Consider the following 22,350-nt stretch of genomic DNA (forward strand, 5'->3'; position numbering starts at 1 on the left):
GCAAGCCCCCTCCCACATTTGGTGTTGATGTGCCCAAGAGATTGTCGTAAATCAACCCGATAGACAAAAGGCACGGCTCATCCCGTGCCTTTTGCGTCGCGCTCTGAGAAAATGCCCGTACTTTTTTTGCGGATGCCGACATGACTGCCCTCAAGAACGACCGTTTCCTTCGTGCCCTGCTCAAGCAGCCCGTTGACGTCACCCCTGTATGGATGATGCGTCAAGCCGGTCGCTACCTGCCGGAATACCGCGCCAGCCGCGCCCAGGCCGGTGACTTCATGAGCCTGTGCATGAACCCGGAGTTCGCCTGCGAAGTCACCCTGCAGCCGTTGGACCGCTACCCGGAACTGGATGCGGCCATCCTCTTCTCCGATATCCTCACCATTCCTGACGCCATGGGCCAAGGCCTGTACTTCGAGACCGGCGAAGGCCCGCGTTTCAAGAAAGTCATCAGCACCCTGGCTGACATCGAAGCGCTGCCGATCCCGGACCCGCACAAAGACCTCGGTTACGTGATGGACGCCGTCAGCACCATCCGCCGCGAGCTCAATGGCCGCGTGCCGCTGATCGGCTTCTCCGGCAGCCCCTGGACCCTGGCCACCTACATGGTCGAAGGCGGCTCGTCGAAAGACTTCCGCAAGACCAAGGCCATGCTCTACGACACCCCACAGGCCATGCACTTGCTGCTGGACAAGCTGGCGCAGTCGGTCACCTCTTACCTCAACGGCCAGATCATGGCCGGCGCGCAAGCGGTGCAGATCTTCGACACCTGGGGCGGCAACCTGTCGTCGGCGGCGTACCAGGAGTTCTCCCTGGCCTACATGCGCAAGATCGTCAGCGGCCTGATCCGTGAACACGAAGGCCGTAAAGTGCCGGTGATCCTGTTCACCAAGGGCGGCGGCCTGTGGCTGGAAAGCATCGCCGATGTCGGCGCCGATGCCCTGGGCCTGGACTGGACCTGCGACATCGGCGAAGCCCGCCGCCGCGTCGGCAACCAGGTCGCGCTGCAAGGCAACATGGACCCGACCGTGCTGTACGCCAAGCCGGAAGCCATCTGCACCGAAGTCGGGCGTATCCTGGCCAGCTACGGCAAGGGCAGCGGGCATGTGTTCAACCTGGGTCACGGCATTACGCCGGAAGTGAACCCGGAACATGCCGGCGCGTTCCTGCGTGCGGTGCATGAGTTGTCGGCGCAGTATCACGAGTGATTGGCGCGCAATAAAAAACGCCCGGCTTATGCCGGGCGTTTTTGTTTGTCAGGCCGTTTGCAGCGGCGCCAGTTTCGCCAGCTTCAGCGCCACCAGCAACGCGCCGATCAACAGTGCGACGATGAACCCACCAATCCCGTTCCACCCGGCGAAGTGCCAGAAGAACCCACCCGCGGTGCCGGCAACGCTCGAACCCGCGTAGTAGCAGAACAGGTACAACGACGACGCTTGCCCCTTGGCCTTCACCGCGCGGCGGCCGATCCAGCTGCTGGCCACCGAGTGGGCGCCGAAGAAGCCGAACGTGAACACCAGCATGCCGGGTATCACCAGCCACAGCGGGGTGAACAGGGTCAGGACGATGCCGGCAAGCATCGACACGATGGTGGCCCACAGCACGCGGCGGCGGCCGAGGCGGTCGGCCAGGGAGCCGATTTTCGCCGAGCTGTAGATGCCCGAGAGGTACACCAGCGACAGCAGACCGACCACGGCCTGGCTCAGGTCATACGGGTCGGCCAGCAAGCGGTAGCCGATGTAGTTGAACATCGTCACGAACGCGCCCATCAGCAGGAAGGCCTCGAGGAACAGCCACGGCAGGCCCGCGTCCTTGAAGTGCACGACAAAGCCGTCCACCAGGCTGCGCGGCTTGAGGCTACTGGCGCGGAAGTTGCGCGATTCGGGGAGGATTTTCCAGAACACCGTCGCGGCGATCAGGGCCAGGGCGCCGATGATCAGCATTGCCGTGTGCCAACTGACGAAGTCGATCAACACACCAATGATCAGCCGCCCGCTCATGCCGCCGATGGCGTTGCCGCCGATGTACAGGCCCATGGCGAGGCCGATGTGCTGGGGGTGGATCTCTTCGCTCAGGTACGTCATCGCCACGGCGGCCAGGCCACTCAGCGACAGCCCCACCAGCGCGCGCATCAGCAAAATCCCTTCCCAGCTCGGCATCAGGCCGCTGGCGATGGTGGCCAGCGCGGCGCAGAACAACGCGGCGACCATCACCGGCTTGCGCCCCAGCGTGTCGGAAATCGGCCCGGTGATCAGCAGGCCCAGGGCGAGCATCGCCGTAGACACCGACAGCACCAGGCTGCTTTGCGCCGCATTGATGGAAAACTCGTGGGACAACGCCGGCATCATCGGCTGCACGCAATACAGCAGGGCAAACGTCGCGAACCCGCCGGAGAACAGCGCCAACACGGTGCGCATGAACATCGGCGTGCCTTTTTCGATGTACGCGTCATTGAGCTGCGCCACGACCTCATCCAGGGCGGTCGGCGGGACTTCTTGAGCGAATGGAGCGACAGCAGATTTCACGGGGACCTCGGGGAGGAAAAGCCTGCCAGGACCGGCAATCTGAAAAAGAATATAGCTGCCTAATGATTCTTTCCAATATATTGTTCGACCTGTTTGATAGCTTTTACGACCTAATGGTATTGCTATGGAATTACGTCATCTACGGTACTTCATTGCCGTCGCCGAAGAACTGCATTTTGGCCGGGCGGCGCAGGTCCTCGGCATCTCGCAACCGCCTCTGAGCCAGCAGATCCAGGCGCTGGAGCACGAGGTGGGCGCGCGCTTGTTCGAACGCACCAACCGTCGGGTCGAGCTGAGCGAAGCCGGGCGGTTGTTCCTGCACGAGGCGCGACTGGTGCTGGCGCAAGTCGATAAGGCCGCAGATGTGGCACGCCGGGCGCAGTTGGGTGAGCTGGGTGAACTGAAGATCGGCTTCACGTCGTCGGCGCCGTTCAATTCGAGCATCCCCCAGGCGATCTTTGCGTTTCGTCAGGCGTTCCCGGCGGTCCACCTGAATTTGCAGGAAATGAGCAGCGCTGTGGTCGCCGAGTCGCTGGTGGATGAGTCGATCCAGGTCGGCTTGATGCGCCCGCTGCCGTTGCCGGATTCGCTGAGTGTGGTGGAGTTGATGCGCGAACCCTTGGTGGCGGTGCTCAACGCCGGTCATCCCTTGGTGCAAGGCAGCGAGTGCGGTTTGCACCTGGCGCAATTGGCAGACGAACCGTTCGTGTTTTTCCCGCGCAGCTACGGCAGCGGCCTCTACGCGCAACTGCTCAACCTCGCCCGCGACGCCGGCTTCAGCCCGCACTTTGCCCAGGAAGCCAGGGAGGCGATGACCATCATCGGGTTGGTGGCGGCGGGGTTGGGCGTGTCGGTGCTGCCGGCGTCTTACCAGCGCATCCGCATCGATGGCGTGGTCTATCGCACCTTGCTCGATCAGGAGGCGGTGACGGCGGTGTGGCTGGTGCAGCGCAAGGACGTGCAAACGCCGATGGCGAAGGCGTTTGTGGAGTTGTTGAGGCGTAAGGCGGCGGTTCGCAGCGCGCTTGGGTTGCGGTGAGTTTAGCGGCAGATGAGCGGCGGTTTGCCAGCAATTGCTGAGGGGAGGTTTTCAGGCATACTGCCCGAGTTCCCGAAAGGGGCTTGTGAGACTCTGAGGATCCTGGGCAACCAGCAATCGCAGAGCCAGGCAGGAAGCGGCGATGACAAGCCAACCTGTTTGTGAAGAGGGCGCCGAAAGGCGCCCTTTGTCGTTTCCGGGTCTACTGCATTCCAGCCGAACGCAACCCCGCCATGATGTCCCGATCCAGCATGCTCACCCAACGGTTGTAGTTGCGATGGATCTTGCCGTCCTTGTAGCCCAGGTCGCGGCTGTCGCGGTAGGTGATGGCGTAGCTGTTGCGGGTGTAGCGGATGTCGATGGCGGCGTAGTACTGGTTGCGCACAGTGATCTCGGCCTGCACCAGTTGGGGGCTCTGGCGTAGCACGGTCCATTCGCGTTTTTGCAGGGCGGCGACGATCACCTGTTTGACTTTTTCTTCGCTGATCTGGGCACTCGCTGGCAAGTCGTGCTGGGTGTTGAGCACCGGTTTGCTGGTGCAACCGGCGCTGGTCAGCAGGGCCAGGGTGATCAGGGTGGCGCGTAGCAAGGAAGACATTCCGTTTTCTCCAGTCGGTTAAAAGTCAGGGCCAGCGGCGGAAGATCAACGAGGTGTTGACGCCGCCAAAGGCAAAATTGTTGTTCATCACGTAGTCGTGGTGCATCTCGCGAAACTCACCTTGCAGGTAATCCAGCTCGCCGCACTTCGGGTCGACTGAATCCAGGTTGAAGGTGTGGACGTACTGGTCGCGGTTCATCATCTCGATGCTGAACCACGACTCCAGCGCCCCGCACGCGCCCAGGGTGTGGCCAAGGAAGCTCTTCTGCGAACTGATGGGCATGCGGCTGCCGAACAGGCTGTGGGTGGCCAGCGTCTCGGCGATGTCGCCCTGGTCGGTGGCGGTGCCATGGCCGTTCACATAGCCGATGGCCGAGGGCTCAAGCCCCGCGTCTTCCAGGGCCAGCTCCATGGCGCGGCGCATGGTTTTCTGTTCCGGGCGGGTGGTGTGCTGGCCGTCGGCGTTGCTGCCGAAACCGACAATTTCGGCGTGGATATGCGCGCCACGGGCCAGGGCGTGTTCCAGTTCTTCGAGCACCAGCATGCCGCCGCCTTCGCCGATCACCAAGCCGTCGCGGCCGCTGTCGTAGGGGCGCGGGCTGGTCTGTGGTGCATCGTTCTTCAGGCTGGTGGCGTAGAGTGCGTCGAACACCATGGCTTCGGTGGGGCACAGCTCTTCGGCGCCGCCGGCGAGCATCAGCGGCAGGCGGCCGAACTTGATCGCCTCGTAGGCATAGCCGATGCCCTGGCTGCCGCTGGTGCAGGCGCTGGACGTGGGGATCAAGCGCCCGGTGAGGCCGAAGAAGATGCTGATATTCGCCGCCGTGGTGTGGGGCATCATGCGCACATAGGAGTTGGCGTTCAGCCCCTCGGCCACCGAGTTGAGCAGCATGTTGCCGAAGGCCTTGATCTCGTCGGTGCTGCCGGTGGACGAGCCGCAGGCCACGCCCATGCGCCCGTCCTTGATCGACTCGTCGCCGAGTAAGCCGGCGTCTTTTAACGCCTGTTCCGCCGCCCACACCGCCAGGCGCGATACGCGGCCCATGCTGCGCAGTTGTTTGCGCGTCCAGTGCGCGGGCACGACAAAGTCATCGATCGGCCCGGCCAGACGCGTGTTCAATTCGCTAAAACGGTCCCACTCGTCCATGCGCCGGATGCCGCTGCGGTTGGCGCGAAAGTTGGCGGCGATGGTGTCCCAGTCGCTGCCCAGGGAGGTCATGCCGGCCATGCCGGTTACTACCACGCGCTTCATCAGCACAGACCTCCGTTCACGGCCAAGACCTGGCGGGTGATATAGCCTGCTTCGGCCGACATCAGGAAATTCACCGCGCCGGCGACTTCTTCCGGCGTGCCCATGCGCTGCGCCGGGATCATCTTCATCAGCTCTTCCACCGGCACGTTTTCATCGAGCATCGCGGTGTCGATCAAGCCCGGGGCGACGCAGTTGACGGTGATCTTGCGCTTGCCCAACTCGATGGCCAGAGCCTTGGCCGCGCCGATCAGGCCGGCCTTGGAGGCGCTGTAGTTGACCTGGCCGCGATTGCCGATCAGCCCGGACACCGAGGTGATACACACGATACGCCCGGCTGCGCGCCGACGGATCATCGGCATCATCACCGGGTGCAGCACGTTGTAGAAACCGTCGAGGTTGGTGCGCATCACCACGTCCCAGTCGTCTTCCGACAAGGCCGGAAACGCGCCGTCGCGGGTCAGGCCTGCGTTGAGCACCACGCCATAATACGCGCCATGTTGCTCCACGTCGGCTTCGAGGATTGCCTTGCAGTCGGCACGCTCGGAAACGTCGAATTGCAGCACCCGCGCCTTGCGGCCCAGGGCCTCGATCTCGACCTGCACCGCGTCGGCTTCTGCTCGACCGCTGCGGCAATGCAGCACGATGTCGTGCCCGGCCTGGGCCAGGCGCAGGGCAATGGCGCGGCCGATGCCACGGCTGGAGCCGGTGACCAGTACGGATTCAGTCATGGCGTTTCGTCCTTCGATTCATCTAAATAGGTGGCCGCCTGGGGCGGTCTAAATACGTTCAGGCGGGCACTGGCGTGGATACCCTCGCCGGTCAGGTGGCATTCGAACACACCCATGCCGTTGTCGTCTTCCAGGGAACGCAGGCCGTGGATGGTCAACTCGGCACCGGCTGGGAAGTGCTCGACGTTGCACTCGAACTTACGTGTGCCCAACAGGAAGCCCAGCTCCACCGCCTGGCCGTTCTGGCGCGCGCGGCAACCGGCGTAGGCCGCGACGCTTTGCGCCATCAGCTCGATACCGACCCAGGCCGGCAGGCTGCCGTCCGGGCGATTGAACAAGCCACCGGGCTTGACGCTGAGGCGGGTGTGAATCTGCTCTTCATCGAACGACAGCACCTGGTCGAGCAGGATCATGTCGCCCGCATGGGGCAGCAGTGTGGCGAGTGGCCAATCGATCATGGGGCCTCTCCGATAATCAGGCTGACGTTGTTGCCACCGAACGCAAACGAGTTGCTCATCAGGCAGCGTTTTTCCAGGGCGGCGCCGTTGCGTGCCCACTGCAAGGCGGGCAGCGCCGGGTCGCCCTGGCCGTCCCATACGTGGGGGGGCAGCCGGCCGTGGGCCAGGCTCAGCCAGCAGAACGCCGCTTCCAGCGCGCCGGCCGCGCCCAGGGTGTGGCCGCTCATCGGTTTGGTCGATGAACAGGCCACGCCGTCGGGGAACAGGCTGGCGACGGCCAGGCTTTCCATGGCGTCGTTGTGTTGGGTGGCGGTGCCGTGCAGGTTCAGGTAGCCGATCTGCTCCGGCGTTAAGCGAGCGCTGGCCAGGGCCTTGCGCATCGCCTGCAAGGCGCCTTTACCGCCAGGCTCCGGCGCGGAGATATGGTGCGCATCGCAACTTGCGCCACTGCCCAGCAGCGCGATGGGGGCGGGTTCCCGAGTCATCAGGAACAGCACCGCCGCTTCGCCGATGTTGATGCCGTTGCGGTTCACCGAAAACGGGTTGCAGCGCTCGCTCGATACCGCCTCCAGCGCGCTAAAGCCGTTGAGGGTCAGCTTGCACAGGCTGTCGACGCCGCCGCAGATCACCGCATCGCACACCCCCAGGTCCAGCAGGCGCCGGGCGCTCATCAAGGCGCGGGCGCTGGAGGTGCAGGCGGTGGAAATCACATAGGCCGGGCCGCTCAGTTGCAGCCAGTCGGCGAGGAAGTTCGCCGGGGCGCTGAGTTCCTGTTGTTGGTAGTCATAGTCGCCGGGGAACTGGTGATCGCGCAGGTAATGGGCAATGCCGCGACTGGCTTCGTCGATGCCCGAGGTGCTGGTGCCGAGCATAATGCCGACCCGCGCCGCGCCGTAGCGTTGGATCGCCTGGCGGATCTCGTCCTCGATCTGTAACGCGGCTTCCAGCAACAACTGGTTATTGCGGCTGCTCTGCTGGCCCAGCTCGGGCGGGATGGTCGCCAGTTCGCCCGGCACACCGGCAACCGGCAGCACCCGCTCGGGCACCCAGCCGCTTTCGGCGCGCATGCCGGAGCAGTCGCCGGCAAACAGGCTGCGGCTGACGTCGGCCTGGCCGCGCCCGAGGGCGCAGATCACGCCGAGGGCATTGAGGTAGGCGGTCATCGCGCCATTCCCAGCGGGGTGATGCGATAGCTCAGGGGCTGCCCGCTCATGTTCACGCGAAACACCTCGGATGACTGATACACGATTTGCCAATGGCCCGGCAGGGTGCGCGTCAGGTCCATCGCTTGGGCGTTCGGGTAAAGCGCGCGGAGGTCATCCGCCGAGCTCAGTGCAAACAGCAACGCGGCGAACAGCTCGCGCGCCTGGGGATTGGGCGGCAGCAACCCGTCGGCCTGCCACTGGCCGTCGATCAGTTTTTGCCGGGCCAGGGGGATGCCCAGCGGGTCCATCATCGACCAGCGAATCGCACGGCCTTCGCGCTGGATCACCAGCAACCAGTCCTGGCTCTGGCCGTCCGCCAGGCGCTGCACGTGCAGTTGCATTGGCAAGGCGAGTGCCGGGGCTCTTTCCGGCAATGACGGTTGGCTGGCGCAGGCGCTCAGCAGCAACAGGCAGCCGATCAGCAGCAAACGCATCATGGTGCCGCGCTCGCCAAGGGCTTGCGTGCCACGCAGTTGACCAGGGTTTCCTCGCGCTGGCCCACCGGCGGTGCCTTGCGCAGGCCCCAGCGTTCCAGCAGGCCGAAATCACTGGCCCGGCTCCACCACAAGTAGGGGTACGAGACGTTCTGCGCGCCGAACTCAAAGCCCTGTTCGTGCAGCATCTGCAGGTACTCTTCGGCGCTTTTCTGCACCTGCATGGGGTGGCGGAACAGCCAGCGAATCACCCAGGTGTCGATATAGGCCTCGGTGGACTCGGCAAACAGCAAATAGCCGCCGGGCTTGAGCACCCGATAGAACTCTTTCAGTGCGCGATGCTGCTCAACCAGATGATGGAAGGTCTGGTGGCAAAACAGGATATCGACACTGGCGTCCGCGACGTTGAGGGTGGCGCAGTCGCTGCCGATCAGCTCGACGTTCAGCCCTTGGCGCGCGGCCTCCGCCTTGCTCAGCTCAAGGCTGTGCGGGTCGGCATCCAGCCCGATCAGGCGCGACGGCTCGAACACTTGCTGTAGCAGCTTGAAGGATTTGCCCTGGCCGCAGCCGGCGTCCAGCAATACCGGCGCCACCGGCAGCGGCTCGCTGAACAGGCGGCGCAGGTCGTTGATCGCCACGCGCAACACGTGGTGCTGCCAGGTGTGGCTGCGCAGGAACCAGAAGCCGAACTTGGTTTCTTCGACGTAATTCTTGCTTAAGTACTGACTGCTCACACGGCATCCCCTGCACAAATTTCCGACAACATCCGTAACCGCCGTTTGGGCTCGCTGACAAACGGGTTGCGCTCATCCCAGGCGTAGCCGGCGAGGATCGAGCTGATCATCCGGCGAATCTCCGGCGAGCTGCCGGCGTGAAAAATAACATCCTGGAACGTCCCGGCGTACCAGCCTTCAACGTAGCAGCGGAAGGTGTCGACGCCGCGCTTCAGTGGTTCGGCAAACTCGCGCTGCCAGTCCACGGCTTCGCCGTTGAGCTGACGATGCAGCACGCCGGCCGCCATGCTCGCCGAACGCATGGCGATGGTCACGCCCGAGGAGAACACCGGGTCGAGGAATTCTGCCGCGTTGCCCAGCAGCGCAAAGCCCGGGCCGTGCAAGGTTTTGACGTTGGCCGAGTAGCCGCCGATGGTGCGCGCGGGGGTGTCCCACACGGCGTTCTGCAGCACGCCGGACAGGCTCGGGGTTTCGTCGATGAACCCGCGCAGGCAGGCGTCGAGATCGGCGTCACGGCCGGCAAAATGCTCCTTGGCCGCCACCACACCTACCGAGCAACGGCCGTTGCTGAACGGAATGGTCCAGAACCAGATGTCGCGTTGGGTCGGGTGGGTTGTCACGAGGATCTTGGTGCGGTCGAAGCCTGGGTGTTCGATGCGGTCCTCGACATGGGTGAACACCGCCTGGCGCACCGGGAAGTCCGACGGCGCTTCGAGGTCCAGCAGGCGCGGCAGTACGCGGCCATAGCCGCTGGCATCAAGCACGAATTTGGCTTTGACGTGATACTCGCTGCCGTTCTCCCGGCGCACATGCAGGTAGTGGGTTTCACCGCTGAAATCCACGCCGACGATGGTTTCGCCGTAACGGATGTCGACGCCTTGCAACGCTGCTTGATCGGCCAGCAACTTGTCGAACTCGCCGCGCTGCACCTGGAAGGTGGTCGGCTTGCCGTGGCTGAACGTGTCAGCGAAATCAAACGCGCTGTAGCGCTCGCCCCAGGCGAACGCGGCACCGGTTTTTACTTGGAAACCCGCCGCCTGCACGGCGTCGAGCATGCCGGCTTCTTCGATAAAGTCGATGCAGTGCGACAGCAGGCTTTCACCAATCGAAAAGCGCGGGAAATGCTGGCGCTCGATAATCAGCACATCATGCCCTTTACGCTTTAACAGCGCGGCGGCGATGGCACCGGACGGGCCGGCACCGATCACCACCACCTGGCGACGTTCCATTTCAACTATGGGCACGAGGGCTCCTTGCCAGTTTGGCGATAATCACATTCATGAGGCATGCTTCTGTCGGCCGGCCCAGGGCGCTAGCATAAAGCTGAAGGCCAGGCCCAGGCTGACCGACAGGCCGAAATTACTCACCGCAGGCGTACTCGACACCGCCAGCAGGCCAAACGACAACCACGTCGTCAGCGCCGCCAGCAGTGTTCCCAAAAGGCTCACCGCCGGGCCGCCGATCTGCTCACGCATCAGGATCGCGTAGTCGACACTGATGGCGGTGACCAGCAGCAGGCCGAACAGGCTGAACAGCGTCAGCGGCTGGCCCAGCCAACCGAAGCTGGCCAGGCTGCACAGCGCGGCCAGCAACGGCAGGGCGACAATGCGCAGTGCGCCGCCAAACCCGAAGGGCACGATCAGCAACAGCACGATCAGCCCGCAGGACATCAGTTTCAATTCAGCCGCGCTGATCTGCGTGGCGGCGAACACCCGGTTCAAATCCCCCAGGCGATCCACCAGTTGCACTCCCGGCAAGTCCACGGCCTGCACCTGCAGCAGCGCTGGGTTGTTCAAGCCTTGCAGGCTGACCATGGCTGCTACGCCGCCGTCGACCGGGCCCAGCCACAGCGTGCGCCAGGGTTCGCCCAGCGGCCCGAGCAGTGCGGCGTCGATGTCTTCGGTGGGCAGCGCTTGCAGTTGCGCGACTTCGGCTTGCAGTGCGCCGACGGGCACGCCGAGGTCGAGCAGCGGCTGCCAGTGCTCTGGCAGTTTATTCAGGGCCTCGCGCAACTGTTGTTGCTCGGCGGGCAGGTTGACCAGTTGATTGAGCGCCAGATAACCCTGGAGCTTGTCCATATTCACCAACTGCTCCAGGCGCTGGCCCAGGGCGGCCTGGCGTTCCAGCATCTGCTGCTGATTGTCGGCGCGCACCAGGAAGAACTGGCTGGTGGGTTGGAACCCGGTGATCCGCGCCACGGCCTGGGCTTCCTGCAGCAATTGCGGCGGGGCGCCGATCCACTGGCGCAGATCGTTTTTACTGTTCAATTGCCACAAGCCGCCGGCACAAAACAGCAGCACCCACACCAGCAGCACTGCGCTCGGCACCCGTTTGATCAACCCGCTACGCATCAGCCACAGGCCTTCGGCGATGCGCAGCGGCCATTGCGCCGGGCGCAGTTCGACACCGTTGAGCAGCGCCGGCAGCAGGCACACGGCGCACAGGTATGCACCGGCTAGGCCTGCGGCGGAGAACACGGCGATCTGGGTCAGCGCCGGGAACGGCGTCCAGGCCAGCGCCAGGTAGCCGATGCAACTGGTCGCCAGGCTCAGGCTCAGGCCCGGCAGGGTCAGGCGCAACGCCGGCCAACTGCGCCACGGCTGCAGGCTCCAGCTTTTCGACAAGTAGTGCAGCGGGTAATCCACCGCCACGCCGATCAGGCTGGAGCCGAGCACCAGCGTCATCACATGCATATGCCCGAACAGCGCCACACAGGCCACCGCGCCGAACAGCATGCCCACCAGCACCGGCACGAAGGCCAGCAGCACGCGCCAGCGCCGGAACGCCAGGAGCAACAGCAGCAGAATGCCGACGGTCGCGCCGCCGCCGACCCAGGTGATTTCGCGGGAGGCTTGCTGTTGCCCTGCGGCGGCGTAGAGCAAACCGCTGGCCGCGAGCAGTTGCGCGCCGTGCTCGGCGGCCTGGGCGCGGCTGGCCTGGAGCAAATCGGCGACTTGCAGCGGCAGTTTCATATCGAAGGCATTGCCGGTGGTGCGCGCGCGCAGCATCACCCAGCTCTTGCCGTCGGCATCGGCGATCAACGTGCCGCTGCCGATATCCAATTGCACCGCGCCGCGCTGCGGCTGGCTGTTCTGAATGCGCCCGGTCAGGCCCAGCCAGTCGTCCTGGCTCGGCACCAGGCTGAACCCGGTGAACGGGTCGAACAGCACTTGCACGCGCTGCTGGATGAACGCGTCGGGGTGGTCGATCAGTTGCTCGCGGTCCTTGGCCGCGAGCATCGACAGGCGACCGCGCAACAACTGCGCACGCAGCGCCGGCAGGTCGGCTTGCAGGTTCCATTGGACTTTTTCAAACAGGCCGCTGGCTTGCCAGCGCTCACCCAATTGCTCGGCTACGTTGACCGCTTGCTGGCGGTCGGCGTGCCCCACCAGGACCAGCATTTCGCGGTTCAGCGGTTCCTGCATGCGCTGTTCGGCTTGCAGTTCGAGGGCGTCCGGCGTGCTACCCGGCACCAGTTCCATCAGGTTGGCCGACAACGGCGCGCCATGGCGCCATTGCCAGCCGGCCAGCGCCAGCACGGCCACCAGCAGGATCAGGAACAGGCGCGGCAATAAACGCTCACTGGGCAAAGTCGTGTTGCTCCGCAGCGCTCAGGGGAAGGTCGGCGCTGCTGTCCTGCATGCGCAGCACGGTGCTGTCGCCCTGGGTTTCCAGCAGTTCGATGGTGTGTACCAGCGTGCCGCCGTCGATATTGATCTGATTGAACACTTGCTTGAGCAGCAGCGAGCGCGGGGTCAGCGTCAGCTTCCACTGCTCGGCTTCACCCTGTAGTTGCAGGTCGAAGTCACGCTGCAAGCCGCTGCTGTCGCCCTGCAGCACGGCGAGGAACAGGCGGTTCTGCTCGGCCCCGGCGCTCTTGTTCGGCAGCGTTTGCCAGCCATTGGCATCCCGCCGCGCAATGCCTTGGGCGCTGATGCGGTAATCCTGTTGCAGCGGGGTTTTGAGCAGCCACAGCAGGCCGTGGTCCTTGGCCAGGACGAAGGTGCCTTTGCTGACCAAGGGTTGCGGCAGGGCGCGCAGGTGTTTTTCCTGGATGAAGCTGCCGTGGATCACGCTGGGTTTGGCCAACTGGTCGCTGAGTTGCTGTAGGTCGAAGGCATGGGCCGCCGCCGAAAAACCAAACAACGCGAACACTGTAGGAGCGAGCTTGCTCGCGAAAAACCTGAGGGCACCACGGGGTGTCAGGTGACCAGCGTTATCGTTGACGATCTTCGCGAGCAAGCTCGCTCCTACAGGGGTCAGCATTTCAAGGCCCTTTCGACGGCGTGGGTGAAGACTGTGGGGGACGCCAGTTGCATCTCGCGGCTGGCGATGTCTACCGCCACTTGCACCGTGCTGGCGCGGGTCAGGCGTTCGCCGCTGGCGCGGTCGGTGATCAGGTAGTTGACCTTCAAACGGTTCTCCCATTCCACCAGGCTGGCGCGCACGTTGATCGTCTGGCCGAAGGTAGCGCCGCGCACATAGCGCAGTTGCAGGTCGATCACCGGCCAGGCGTAGCCCGATTCGAGCATCGCCGTGTAGTTGTGGCCGATCGTGTCGAGCAGGGCGCAGCGGGCGATTTCCAGGTACTTCACGTAGTGCCCGTGCCAGACCACGTTCATGGTGTCGATGTCGAAAAACGGCACGAGGATTTCAGTGTCGCAATGCAGCACGCCCTGACTACGCATGCAGCCTCCAGTGTTGTTCGGCGATGCGTTGCAGGCACAGGCGCAGTTCGCCTTCGAGGGCGCGGTCTTCGATCACCGGCGGGAAGTCTTTGGCCAGCTCGCTGTGCATCGCCGCCAACGCCGGCGGCAGCGGGCGCGCTTCGGCGGCCTGGGCGCGCAGCCACACGCCTTGGTTGGCGGCGAGCAGGGTGGCGGCGGCGACTTGCTCGGTCAGTTCCAGCACGCGGATTGCGTCGCGGGCGGCGATGGTGCCCATGCTCACTTTGTCCTGGTTGTGGCACTCGGTGGAGCGCGAGAACACACTGGCCGGCATGGTGTTTTTCAGCGCTTCGGCGGTCCAGGCGCTGGTGCCGATCTGCACGGCTTTGAAGCCGTGGTTGATCATCGCGCGATCGGCCGGGGCTCCCGACAGGTTGCTCGGCAGGCCGTGGTTGTAACGCACGTCGACCAGCAGCGCGAGCTGGCGGTCGAGCAGGTCGGCGACGTTGGCCACCAGGGTCTTGAGGCTGTCCATGGCGAAGGCGATGTGCCCGCCATAGAAGTGCCCGCCGTGCAGCACGCGCTCTTCTTCAGCGTCGATGATCGGGTTGTCGTTGGCGCTGTTGAGTTCGATCTCGATGAACGAGCGCAGCCAGTTCAGGCTGTCGGCCAGCACGCCGAGGACGTGGGGCGCGCAGCGCAACGAGTAGCGATCCTGCAAACGGTGCAGCGGCGCGGTCGGCGCATCAATCGCCAGATCCTTGCGCAACCACGCGGCGACTTGCATCTGCCCCGGGTGCGGTTTGGCGGCGAACAGGCGCTCGTCGAAGTGTTCCGGGTTGCCTTGCAGCGCCACCACGTTCAGCGCGGTGATGCGCGTGGCCAGTTGCAGCAGGTAGTCGGCGCGGGCGAAGGCCAGGCAGGCGAGGCCGGTCATCACGGCGGTGCCGTTCATCAGCGCGAGGGCTTCCTTGGGGCGCAGTACCAGCGGTTCCCAGCCCAGTTCGCGGTGCACGTCGATGGCCTGGCGGCGTTCGCCACGGAACAGCACGTCGCGTTCGCCGGACAGCGTCGCGGCCACGTAGGACAGCGGCGTCAGGTCGCCGCTGGCGCCCACCGAGCCTTCTTCCGGGATCAGCGGCAGCACGTCGTGTTCGAGGAACGCGTGCAGGCGCTCGAGCAGTTCCACGCGCACCCCGGACACGCCGTGGCACAGCGACTGCAAACGCGCCGCGAGCACGGCGCGGGTGGCTTGGGCGTCGAGCAACTTGCCCAGGCCGCAACCGTGGAAGGTGTACAGGTGACGCGGCAGGGCTTCGACGTGCTGCAACGGCACGGCCACCACGCACGAGTCGCCATAGCCGGTGGTCACGCCGTAGATCACGCCTTCCTTGTCCAGCAGCGAGTCGAGGAACTGCGCGCCCTTGGCGATGCGCTGGCGATAGGCGGCATCGTCCTGCAAGTGCGTGGGCACCTGACGGTTGGCCAGGGCCAATACGTCTTCAATGCGCAAAGCGCGTTCGCCAAACGTTACCGGCTCAAGATGCGTCGTCATCGTTCTTCCAGAAAGGGTAAAAGTTGAACCATTGTTGGGGCGCTTCCAGGCAGAACTGGCCCAGGCGTGCGGCGTAACGCGCGGTCCACAGGGCTATGACCTGCTCGCGGGTGCTGCGTTTCCATTCGATCAGTTGGGTAAACGGTTCGATGGTCAGGCGATAGCGGCCCTGGTGCTTGAGGCACATCAGCAGATTCACCGGGCATTTCAGCAGCCCGGCCAGCAGCCACGGGCCTTGGGGGAAGGCGGCATCGTGGCCGAGGAAGTCCACGCGCACCGTGCGCCCGCCGTGCAGCGGCACGCGGTCACCGGCAATCGCCAGCCATTCGCCGTCGTCCAGGCGTTGGCTGAGCAGCAGCATGGTGGCCGGGTCCAGCTCGCTGACCTGGATCAGGCGCAAATGGGTCGCGCCGGCTTCGCCCAGCAGGCGGTTGAAGCGTTCGGCGTGCTTGGTGTGGACCAGCACGTTCATGGTGACTTTTTCGCCAATCTCCGCGAGCGCGCGGCACACTTCGAGGTTGCCCAGGTGTGCGCCCACTAGCATCTGCCCGCGTTCGCCACGCAATTGGCCGCGCAATTGCGCCGGGTCGTTGATTTCGATCTGCTCGATGCGCAGCTTGCCGTTCCACACGTCGAGCTTGTCCAGCAGTGCATCGGCAAACGCCATGAACTGGCCGAAGACTTTGCGCTGGGTCGGGCGCAGCTCATCGCGGCCGCTCCATTGCGCCAGGCGCTGCTGGTATTGCCAGGCGCTCTGGCGCGCGGTGCGGCCGAACAGGAAGAAGTACAGCACGATGCCGTACAACAGCGGGCTCAACAGTCGGCGCCCGAGCAGCTTGGCGGCGACAGCGGTGAGTTTCATCAGCCAGAAACTGCCGCGCTCTTCGCGGTCGGCCCAGTGTTTGCCGCTGTCGCTCATGCCTGCCACCGTCGCCACAGAATCATCGGTGCGCGCACCAACATGCCGAAGAACAGCCGGGTGTGCATGGCCGAGATGCGCACGTTGTCGCGGAACAGGCGGAAGTGCGACAGGCCGTCGGCGGGGTAATGCACCTTGGTCGGCAGCCAGCGCATCGGCTGGTTGCGCCAGGCCAGGCGCACCAGGATGTCCGAGTCGAAATCCATGTGGGTGCCGATGTAGGCCGAGTTCATCAGGGCCAGGGTCGGTGCCAGCGGGTACACGCGAAAGCCGCACATCGAATCGCGAATCTGCAGCGACAGCGTATTGATCCACACCCACACGTGGGTCAGGTAACGCGCGTACAGGCGGCCCTTGGGCACGCTGTCGTCGTATTCGGGATAGCCGCAGATCACCGCCGTGGGGTGCCGGCGTGAGGTGTCGATAAAGTTCTCGACTTCGCGCAGGTCGTGTTGGCCGTCGGCGTCCACTTGCAGGGCATGGGTAAAGCCCAGGCGCGCTGCTTCGCGGAAACCCGCCATCACGGCGCTGCCCTTGCCTTGGTTGCTCGGCAGGGTGAGCAGGCTGACGTTGTCGAGGCTCGCCAATTGCGCCAGCACCGCCGCGCACGCCGGGCTGCTGCCATCGTCCACCAGCAGGCACGGCAGGCCGCTGTCGAGCAGGCTGTGGACCACGGCCGGTACGGCGGCTTCATGGTTGTAGACCGGGATCAGGGCGCAGGGGTTATGCATGATGCACCTTCTTAAGGTTACCGCTCACCTTGTGGCGAGGGCGCTTGCTCCCGCTGGAGTGCGAAGCGCTCCCAACCCAGGCTGCGCAATTAACCTGGATGATTTCGGTCGCCTGTATTGGGGCCGCTTCGCAGCCCAGCGGGAGCAAGCTCCCTCGCCACAAGAGCTCAATCATCTGTCGCCTCCAGTTGAATCCGGCCACTGGAGCAGGCCGCGACGCCGTTACGGTAGGCGAAATACAGCTTGCTGCGTTCCGGGTCGAAGCGCAGGTGCAGTTCGATCTGGTCGCCGGGGCGCACCAGTTGCTGGAACTTGAGCACTTCCATGCCGGCAAAGGTCGCCGGCAGGTCGAGCAGTTGCTGGCCGAGGTTGAACGCCCACTCCACCTGCACCACGCCCGGCAGCACTGGCGTCACCGGGAAGTGGCCGCTGAAGTAGGCCAGGTCCGGCGGGATGCTCAGTTGCAGGGTCCATTCGCCGTCGGCTTCGACTTGCTCCAGCACGTCGGGTGCTTTTGGCCGGGGCGCGAGCAGCAGTGCTTCAATGTCGGCCTGGGGCAGCTTGCCTTGGCTGTTCAGGGGCAAGTGCCGCAGTAGACGCCAGCGACGCGGCAGGGCCAGGGCTTCGCAGTGTTGGCTGAGGTGTTGGCGCAGGGTTTGGGTGACGGTACGCCGGCCCTGGTTGCGCAGGGCATGCAGGCCGTCGGCGCTCAGCACCACGAGGGCCCCGAGGCTGGCGCGGTTTTCCTGGACCACGCCCAGGCGAGTGTCGGCGACCCAGGGGTGCGCCATCAGGGCCTGTTCGAGCATGGGCAGGGAGATACGTTTTTCTTCCAGTTTGACGATGCGATCCAGGCGGCCCAGCAGTTCGAAGCGGCCGTCGGCATGCAGGCGGGCGGCGTCGGCGGTCTGTTCGATATGCCCGACGGGCAGGTACGGTGAGGCGATGCACAGGGCGCCGTCGGCGTCCTGGCTCAGTTTTACGTCGGCGAACGCTTGCCACGGTTGCGCGCCTTGGCGCCAGGCAATGCCGCCGGTTTCCGAGCTGCCGAGGATTTCCGTCGGCCATTGCTGCAAGCGCTCGTACAGGCTGGCGGCCGCGTCGATGGGCAACGCGCCGCCGGAGGAGAACACCCGCGACACTTGGCTCAGGGCCGGCCAGTCGAGGTTGTCGCCCATCCGCTTGAGCAGCGCCGGGCTGGCGACCCAGGCGAACTGCGCGTGCTCGCGGCTGGCGCGCTGCAAATCCTCCGGGAAGGCCAGTTGGCGGCGCACGAAGGTGCGGCCGGCGCATAACGGCCATAGCACGCGGAACAACAAACCGTAGATGTGCTGGGTGGCGACGCTGCCGATGATGCACGCGTCTTTAAGATCTGCGCCCCACAGCGCTTCCAGCGCCTGCACCTCGTTGGCCAGTTGGCGCAGGGTCTTGTCGATGCGCTTGGGCTCGCCGCTGGAACCGGAGGTACACAGGCTTAACTGGCAGGCATCCAGATCGAGGGCGGCAGGGCTCAACGGCGCTTGATACAGCACGTCCAGATCGGCCGCTTCGGTCAGCCAGGCGTCGACGGCATCGGCCCAGCGTTGGCGGGTCTGCGGTTGCAGATCGGCGGGCAGCAGCACGCCGACGCCGGCGCGCCAGGCACCCAGCAGGGCGATCGCCAGCAGGCCGGCGTCTTCCAGATGCACGGCCACGCGCTGAATGCCGCGTGCGTGCAGGCCTGCCGCCAGGCGCAGAGATTGCTCCCACAGTTGGGCGTGATTCATCGCAGGCTCGGTGGTGACCCAGCGCTGTTCCAACGGCTCAAGCAGCAAGTGCTCAAGTTTCAACCCATTCATACGCGGCCTCGAACCCTTTGTCGTACCAGCCATTCCACGGCAAACAACAGCCCCATCAGCCCGTAGGCGATCAGGCCGTTGTACAACGTCCACCAGCTCAGTGGCGCCCACAGGGTGAGGGCGGCGGCGAGCAGGCCATTACACAGAAAAAACACGCTCCACACCACGGTGACCTGGCGCGTATACACAATGGCTTTCGGCGGCAATTGCGGCTCGGTCATGCGTGCCAGGCGCTCGACCATCGGCGGGCCGTATTTCAGGCTCAGGCCGAACAGCGTCAACATGAACGCACTGACCAGGCTCGGGTACCAGCGCAGCAGGTGCGGGTTGTCAAACCAGGCCAGGGCCAGGCAAAACACGATGATCGCCGCTGCCATCCAGCGGCTGCCGGGGCGCCGTGCACCCGTGAGCGCGCGCAGCAACCACAGGCCGCCGAGCAGCAGGCCGAATTGCCAAGGTGCAAAGTGTTCGGTGCCGTAATACACCGCAAAGGGGTACAGCAGCCCCGCCAGCAACAGGCCAAGGCCGATCAGCCGGCTCATGCGGCAGGCGCGACCAGACGGTACACCGCCTCAACCACGTCATTCACGGTGCGCACGGTCTTGAACTCTTCGGCCGCGATCTTCTTGCCGGTCTGGCGCTTGATATGGTCGATCAGGTCCACCGCGTCGATGCTGTCGATTTCCAGGTCCTGGTACAGGTTGGCGTCGAGGGTGATGCGTTCAGGTTCCAGTTCAAACAGTTCCACCAAGGCAGCGCGCAGGGTGTTGAAAATATCGTCACGAGTTTGCATGGTACGGTCTCAAGCTGCCTTTCTGGCCGTGACGAACGCCGCAAGGCTGGCCACGTTGGTGAAGTGATTGCGGGTGTCCTTGGCGTCGGCATCTATCTTGATGCCGTACTTTTTCTGGATCGCCAGGCCCAGTTCCAGGGCATCGACTGAGTCCAGGCCCAGGCCTTCGCCGAACAGGGGATCTTCGCTTTTGATGTCGTCGACGCTGATGTCTTCCAGGCCCAGGGCCTCGATGATCAGCGTCTTTATGTCGTGCTCAAGGCTGTTTGGGTTGCTCATCTTCGGCGAGCTCCTTAATGAAATAGTGATGCAGGTAATCGTTGAGCTTGCGTGAAGCCTGGGGCGCGGGCCCGAGTGCGGCGAACGCCTGTGGTTCTATATCGGCACCCACCCGTAAACTGAAGTGAAAGCGGCGTTTAGGAATGCGATACCAGGGTTCGGCCTTGGTCAGGGTGGTCGGGCTGACCTTGATCACCACGGGGGTGATGATTGTCGCACCGCGCAACGCAATCGCGGCGGCGCCGCGATGAAAGGCAGGCGCCGCGCCGGGTGTGGTGCGGGTGCCTTCTGGAAAGATGATCAGGGTCTGACCTTCGCGCAGGGCATCGGCGGCGGCGTCGAGCATGTCCGCGCTGCCGTCGTTGCTGATGTAGCCGGCATCGCGCACCGGTCCACGAGTGAACGGGTTTTGAAACAGGCTCTGCTTGACCACGCAGTTGGTCTGGCGCATCAGGCCGATCAGGAACACCACGTCGATCAGTGACGGGTGGTTGGCGACGATCATCTGGCCGGGGCGCCCGAGTTTGTCGGCGCCGTCGACACTGAAAGTCAGAATGCCCAAGCGCTGCATCATCCGAATGAACAACCAGAACAGGCGACTGATGGTGTGGCGCGCACGCCGTTGGTGCTGCTTGGCAGTCCCCGGCAGGCAACTGAGCAACGGAAATACCAACAAACGCAGGCACAGGCCGCCGACGCCAAACAGCGTGAAGCTGGCGGCGGTGGCGAGCAGGCGCCAATAGTAGGCGTCCCGTGGCTTATCGTTCACGGTTTGCGTTGCCAGTTCCATACGCGGTTCTTCCAGGCATGTTGGCAGGCGCCCTGTTCGGTCAACAGGGCACGCAGCAGGTTCAGGGCGTGGGGCCACTGGGTGTGAGTGGGTTGGACAGTGCTGCTGGTGAGTCCCAGTTGCCACTCGTCGCCTGGTGTCAGCAGCAGGCCGAGGGCGTAAGGGAAGGGTACATCCATGATCCAACTGGCGTAGGCCTCGGGGGGCTGCTCCTCGGTGATCACCAGCAGTACCGCCGGTGCGCCTTCGTGGAGCAGCGCGGCCGCTTCGAGCATGCCGTGTTCCAGGCCATCGCCGGCGGCGGCAAGGGCGGTCATTTCGCTGGTTTCATTGCGCAGGATCGACCACAAGCCAATCACCGCGTTATGCACCGACAGGCTGAACTGGGTCGGTGACAGTGGCTGGTCGTTGGCCAGGTCGCTAAGGATGTCGAGGGTGCGCGGGGTTTCGCCGTGGCGGGAAATGAACACCAGCGGCAGGTCTTGCAAACCCTCGGCCATCGGCCAGCCTACGCTGAATGCCATGCGCGCCAGGCGGCTCAGGCGGCGGCGCTGCATGGCCGGTAAAAACGAGACGTCGGGGGAGGCTTCGCTGGCGGGCAGCAACACGGGGGCCTTGCACCAGGCGCGCCAGTCGTCCGCACTTTCGAGGCCCGGGGCCCAGGCGCGCCATTGGGCGATATTGAAATTGATCACTGAGAAGTTATCCCGCCCCTGCGGGCTTCCATGTGCGGCCACTGGCCCCGAATACCGGGACAGGGAGCAACAGCCGAATGGCGTGCATTATCCCGGTGCTGCGGGGTTCTAGCAAACTTTGGTAAACAATTGTTCACGGCTGATTACAATTTGCAGGGGAAGATTTACAGATTGTCCTCGGCTGAGAGCCGAGTTGGATTGTCGGACTGTTCCTTTTCATTTGTACGTTGAGTCCTGCATCCGGGCATCAATGCAGCAGTGCATGGATGAACGAGGTAGCTAACAGGCGCTTTTGCCCTCTACACTCGGGCATTCATTGGTACCCGGAGGTTTTTCCATGCGGCGCGTGGTGTTCAATCAAAAAGGCGGGGTTGGCAAGTCCAGCATCGCCTGTAACCTGGCGGCGGTCAGCGCCAGTGAAGGCTATCGAACCCTGTTGGTGGACCTTGATGCACAAGCCAACTCCACTCAGTACCTCACTGGGCTGACTGGCGACGATATCCCGATGGGTATTGCCGAGTTCTTCAAGCAAACCCTGTCTTCCGGGCCGTTCGCCAAGAAAAACCGGGTGGATATCTACGAAACGCCGTTCGACAACCTGCACGTGATCACCGCCACCGCCGAGCTGGCGGACTTGCAGCCCAAGCTCGAGGCCAAGCACAAGATCAATAAGTTGCGAAAGCTGCTGGATGAGCTGAGCGAAGACTACGACCGGATTTACCTGGATACCCCGCCGGCGTTGAATTTTTATGCGGTGTCTGCGCTGATTGCCGCTGATCGTGTATTGATCCCCTTCGATTGCGACAGCTTCTCGCGCCAGGCTCTGTATGGCGTGCTGGCGGAAATCGAAGAATTGAAGGAAGACCACAACGAAGGCCTGGAAGTGGAAGGCATCGTGGTCAACCAGTTCCAGGCGCGGGCGAGCCTGCCGCAGCAGATGCTCGACGAGTTGATTGCCGAAGGCTTACCGGTGCTGCCGGTGTACCTGGCGAGTTCGGTACGCATGCGTGAGTCGCACCAGCAGAACAAACCACTGATCCACCTGGACCCACGGCACAAGCTGACGCAGCAGTTTGTGGAGTTGCATAACCTGCTGGAAAACGCCTGACC

Annotated in this window: 24 protein-coding genes; 3 read left to right on the plus strand and 21 right to left on the minus strand. The window is 64.0% G+C overall.

Annotation, left to right across the window (positions count from 1 at the left end; translation table 11 throughout):
* Window positions 1-140 precede the first annotated feature (140 nt).
* Window positions 141-1,208 carry a uroporphyrinogen decarboxylase gene (gene hemE, locus ACS5Q8_RS02060; protein WP_276195951.1) on the plus strand — a complete coding sequence of 356 codons (1,068 nt, stop codon included), beginning with the start codon at window positions 141-143 and terminating at the stop codon, window positions 1,206-1,208.
* A gap of 48 nt (window positions 1,209-1,256) precedes the next feature.
* Here the strand turns inward: hemE and ACS5Q8_RS02065 are convergent, their stop codons facing one another.
* Complete coding sequence (locus ACS5Q8_RS02065) at window positions 1,257-2,525, minus strand: MFS transporter (RefSeq protein WP_276195952.1); 1,269 nt, start codon at window positions 2,523-2,525, stop codon at window positions 1,257-1,259.
* A gap of 124 nt (window positions 2,526-2,649) precedes the next feature.
* On the opposite strand from ACS5Q8_RS02065, the gene ACS5Q8_RS02070 reads away from it, so the two are divergent.
* Complete coding sequence (locus tag ACS5Q8_RS02070) at window positions 2,650-3,564, plus strand: LysR family transcriptional regulator (RefSeq protein ID WP_276195953.1); 915 nt, start codon at window positions 2,650-2,652, stop codon at window positions 3,562-3,564.
* A gap of 202 nt (window positions 3,565-3,766) precedes the next feature.
* Here the strand turns inward: ACS5Q8_RS02070 and ACS5Q8_RS02075 are convergent, their stop codons facing one another.
* From ACS5Q8_RS02075 to ACS5Q8_RS02170, 20 genes are all read right to left on the minus strand, one after another.
* Window positions 3,767-4,162 (minus strand): hypothetical protein, encoded by a 396-nt coding sequence (locus ACS5Q8_RS02075; RefSeq protein ID WP_465159787.1) that lies wholly within the window; start codon window positions 4,160-4,162, stop codon window positions 3,767-3,769.
* Window positions 4,163-4,187: 25 nt separating this feature from the next.
* Complete coding sequence (locus ACS5Q8_RS02080) at window positions 4,188-5,414, minus strand: beta-ketoacyl-ACP synthase (RefSeq protein WP_276195956.1); 1,227 nt, start codon at window positions 5,412-5,414, stop codon at window positions 4,188-4,190.
* On the minus strand, window positions 5,414-6,142 hold the full coding sequence (gene fabG, locus ACS5Q8_RS02085) for a 3-oxoacyl-ACP reductase FabG (RefSeq protein ID WP_247402202.1): 729 nt from the start codon (window positions 6,140-6,142) through the stop codon (window positions 5,414-5,416). The genes ACS5Q8_RS02080 and fabG overlap by 1 nt, the downstream gene beginning before the upstream one ends.
* Window positions 6,139-6,600: a hotdog family protein gene (locus ACS5Q8_RS02090; RefSeq protein ID WP_276195957.1), complete on the minus strand. Its 462-nt coding sequence runs from the start codon at window positions 6,598-6,600 to the stop codon at window positions 6,139-6,141. The genes fabG and ACS5Q8_RS02090 overlap by 4 nt, the downstream gene beginning before the upstream one ends.
* Window positions 6,597-7,763: a beta-ketoacyl-[acyl-carrier-protein] synthase family protein gene (locus ACS5Q8_RS02095; protein ID WP_465159788.1), complete on the minus strand. Its 1,167-nt coding sequence runs from the start codon at window positions 7,761-7,763 to the stop codon at window positions 6,597-6,599. The genes ACS5Q8_RS02090 and ACS5Q8_RS02095 overlap by 4 nt, the downstream gene beginning before the upstream one ends.
* Window positions 7,760-8,242 (minus strand): hypothetical protein, encoded by a 483-nt coding sequence (locus ACS5Q8_RS02100; RefSeq protein WP_276195960.1) that lies wholly within the window; start codon window positions 8,240-8,242, stop codon window positions 7,760-7,762. Before ACS5Q8_RS02100 ends, ACS5Q8_RS02095 begins: the two co-directional genes overlap by 4 nt.
* Window positions 8,239-8,973, minus strand: a complete 735-nt coding sequence (locus ACS5Q8_RS02105; RefSeq protein WP_321850089.1) for a class I SAM-dependent methyltransferase — start codon at window positions 8,971-8,973, stop codon at window positions 8,239-8,241. The genes ACS5Q8_RS02100 and ACS5Q8_RS02105 overlap by 4 nt, the downstream gene beginning before the upstream one ends.
* Window positions 8,970-10,217: an NAD(P)/FAD-dependent oxidoreductase gene (locus ACS5Q8_RS02110; RefSeq protein ID WP_276195963.1), complete on the minus strand. Its 1,248-nt coding sequence runs from the start codon at window positions 10,215-10,217 to the stop codon at window positions 8,970-8,972. Before ACS5Q8_RS02110 ends, ACS5Q8_RS02105 begins: the two co-directional genes overlap by 4 nt.
* 33 nt (window positions 10,218-10,250) lie before the next feature.
* Window positions 10,251-12,563: an MMPL family transporter gene (locus ACS5Q8_RS02115; RefSeq protein ID WP_465159789.1), complete on the minus strand. Its 2,313-nt coding sequence runs from the start codon at window positions 12,561-12,563 to the stop codon at window positions 10,251-10,253.
* On the minus strand, window positions 12,553-13,239 hold the full coding sequence (locus ACS5Q8_RS02120) for an outer membrane lipoprotein carrier protein LolA (protein WP_276195965.1): 687 nt from the start codon (window positions 13,237-13,239) through the stop codon (window positions 12,553-12,555). The genes ACS5Q8_RS02115 and ACS5Q8_RS02120 overlap by 11 nt, the downstream gene beginning before the upstream one ends.
* A complete protein-coding gene (locus ACS5Q8_RS02125) occupies window positions 13,233-13,661 on the minus strand; it encodes an acyl-CoA thioesterase (protein ID WP_276195966.1) in 429 nt (142 codons plus the stop codon). The genes ACS5Q8_RS02120 and ACS5Q8_RS02125 overlap by 7 nt, the downstream gene beginning before the upstream one ends.
* Entirely contained in the window at window positions 13,654-15,195 is a 1,542-nt protein-coding gene (locus tag ACS5Q8_RS02130; RefSeq protein WP_276195968.1) for an HAL/PAL/TAL family ammonia-lyase, read from the minus strand. Before ACS5Q8_RS02130 ends, ACS5Q8_RS02125 begins: the two co-directional genes overlap by 8 nt.
* Window positions 15,179-16,114: a lysophospholipid acyltransferase family protein gene (locus tag ACS5Q8_RS02135; RefSeq protein WP_465159790.1), complete on the minus strand. Its 936-nt coding sequence runs from the start codon at window positions 16,112-16,114 to the stop codon at window positions 15,179-15,181. The genes ACS5Q8_RS02130 and ACS5Q8_RS02135 overlap by 17 nt, the downstream gene beginning before the upstream one ends.
* A complete protein-coding gene (locus tag ACS5Q8_RS02140; RefSeq protein WP_276195972.1) occupies window positions 16,111-16,845 on the minus strand; it encodes a glycosyltransferase family 2 protein in 735 nt (244 codons plus the stop codon). The genes ACS5Q8_RS02135 and ACS5Q8_RS02140 overlap by 4 nt, the downstream gene beginning before the upstream one ends.
* A 167-nt stretch (window positions 16,846-17,012) precedes the next feature.
* Window positions 17,013-18,683 (minus strand): acyl-CoA synthetase family protein, encoded by a 1,671-nt coding sequence (locus ACS5Q8_RS02145; RefSeq protein ID WP_276195973.1) that lies wholly within the window; start codon window positions 18,681-18,683, stop codon window positions 17,013-17,015.
* The gene (locus tag ACS5Q8_RS02150) at window positions 18,680-19,225 is read right to left on the minus strand and encodes a COG4648 family protein (protein WP_276195974.1); all 546 of its coding nucleotides are present in this window, start codon (window positions 19,223-19,225) and stop codon (window positions 18,680-18,682) included. The genes ACS5Q8_RS02145 and ACS5Q8_RS02150 overlap by 4 nt, the downstream gene beginning before the upstream one ends.
* Window positions 19,222-19,476, minus strand: coding sequence for an acyl carrier protein (locus ACS5Q8_RS02155; RefSeq protein ID WP_276195975.1), 255 nt, complete (start codon window positions 19,474-19,476; stop codon window positions 19,222-19,224). Before ACS5Q8_RS02155 ends, ACS5Q8_RS02150 begins: the two co-directional genes overlap by 4 nt.
* A gap of 9 nt (window positions 19,477-19,485) precedes the next feature.
* Window positions 19,486-19,755, minus strand: a complete 270-nt coding sequence (locus tag ACS5Q8_RS02160) for a phosphopantetheine-binding protein (protein WP_247397227.1) — start codon at window positions 19,753-19,755, stop codon at window positions 19,486-19,488.
* On the minus strand, window positions 19,733-20,545 hold the full coding sequence (locus ACS5Q8_RS02165; RefSeq protein ID WP_276195976.1) for a lysophospholipid acyltransferase family protein: 813 nt from the start codon (window positions 20,543-20,545) through the stop codon (window positions 19,733-19,735). Before ACS5Q8_RS02165 ends, ACS5Q8_RS02160 begins: the two co-directional genes overlap by 23 nt.
* Window positions 20,521-21,240 carry a beta-ketoacyl synthase chain length factor gene (locus ACS5Q8_RS02170; RefSeq protein WP_276195977.1) on the minus strand — a complete coding sequence of 240 codons (720 nt, stop codon included), beginning with the start codon at window positions 21,238-21,240 and terminating at the stop codon, window positions 20,521-20,523. Before ACS5Q8_RS02170 ends, ACS5Q8_RS02165 begins: the two co-directional genes overlap by 25 nt.
* Before the next feature lie 337 nt (window positions 21,241-21,577).
* On the opposite strand from ACS5Q8_RS02170, the gene ACS5Q8_RS02175 reads away from it, so the two are divergent.
* The gene (locus ACS5Q8_RS02175; RefSeq protein WP_247397237.1) at window positions 21,578-22,348 is read left to right on the plus strand and encodes a ParA family protein; all 771 of its coding nucleotides are present in this window, start codon (window positions 21,578-21,580) and stop codon (window positions 22,346-22,348) included.
* The last annotated feature ends 2 nt before the right edge of the window (window positions 22,349-22,350 follow it).

The organism is Pseudomonas sp. PAMC25584 (genome assembly GCF_058135675.1).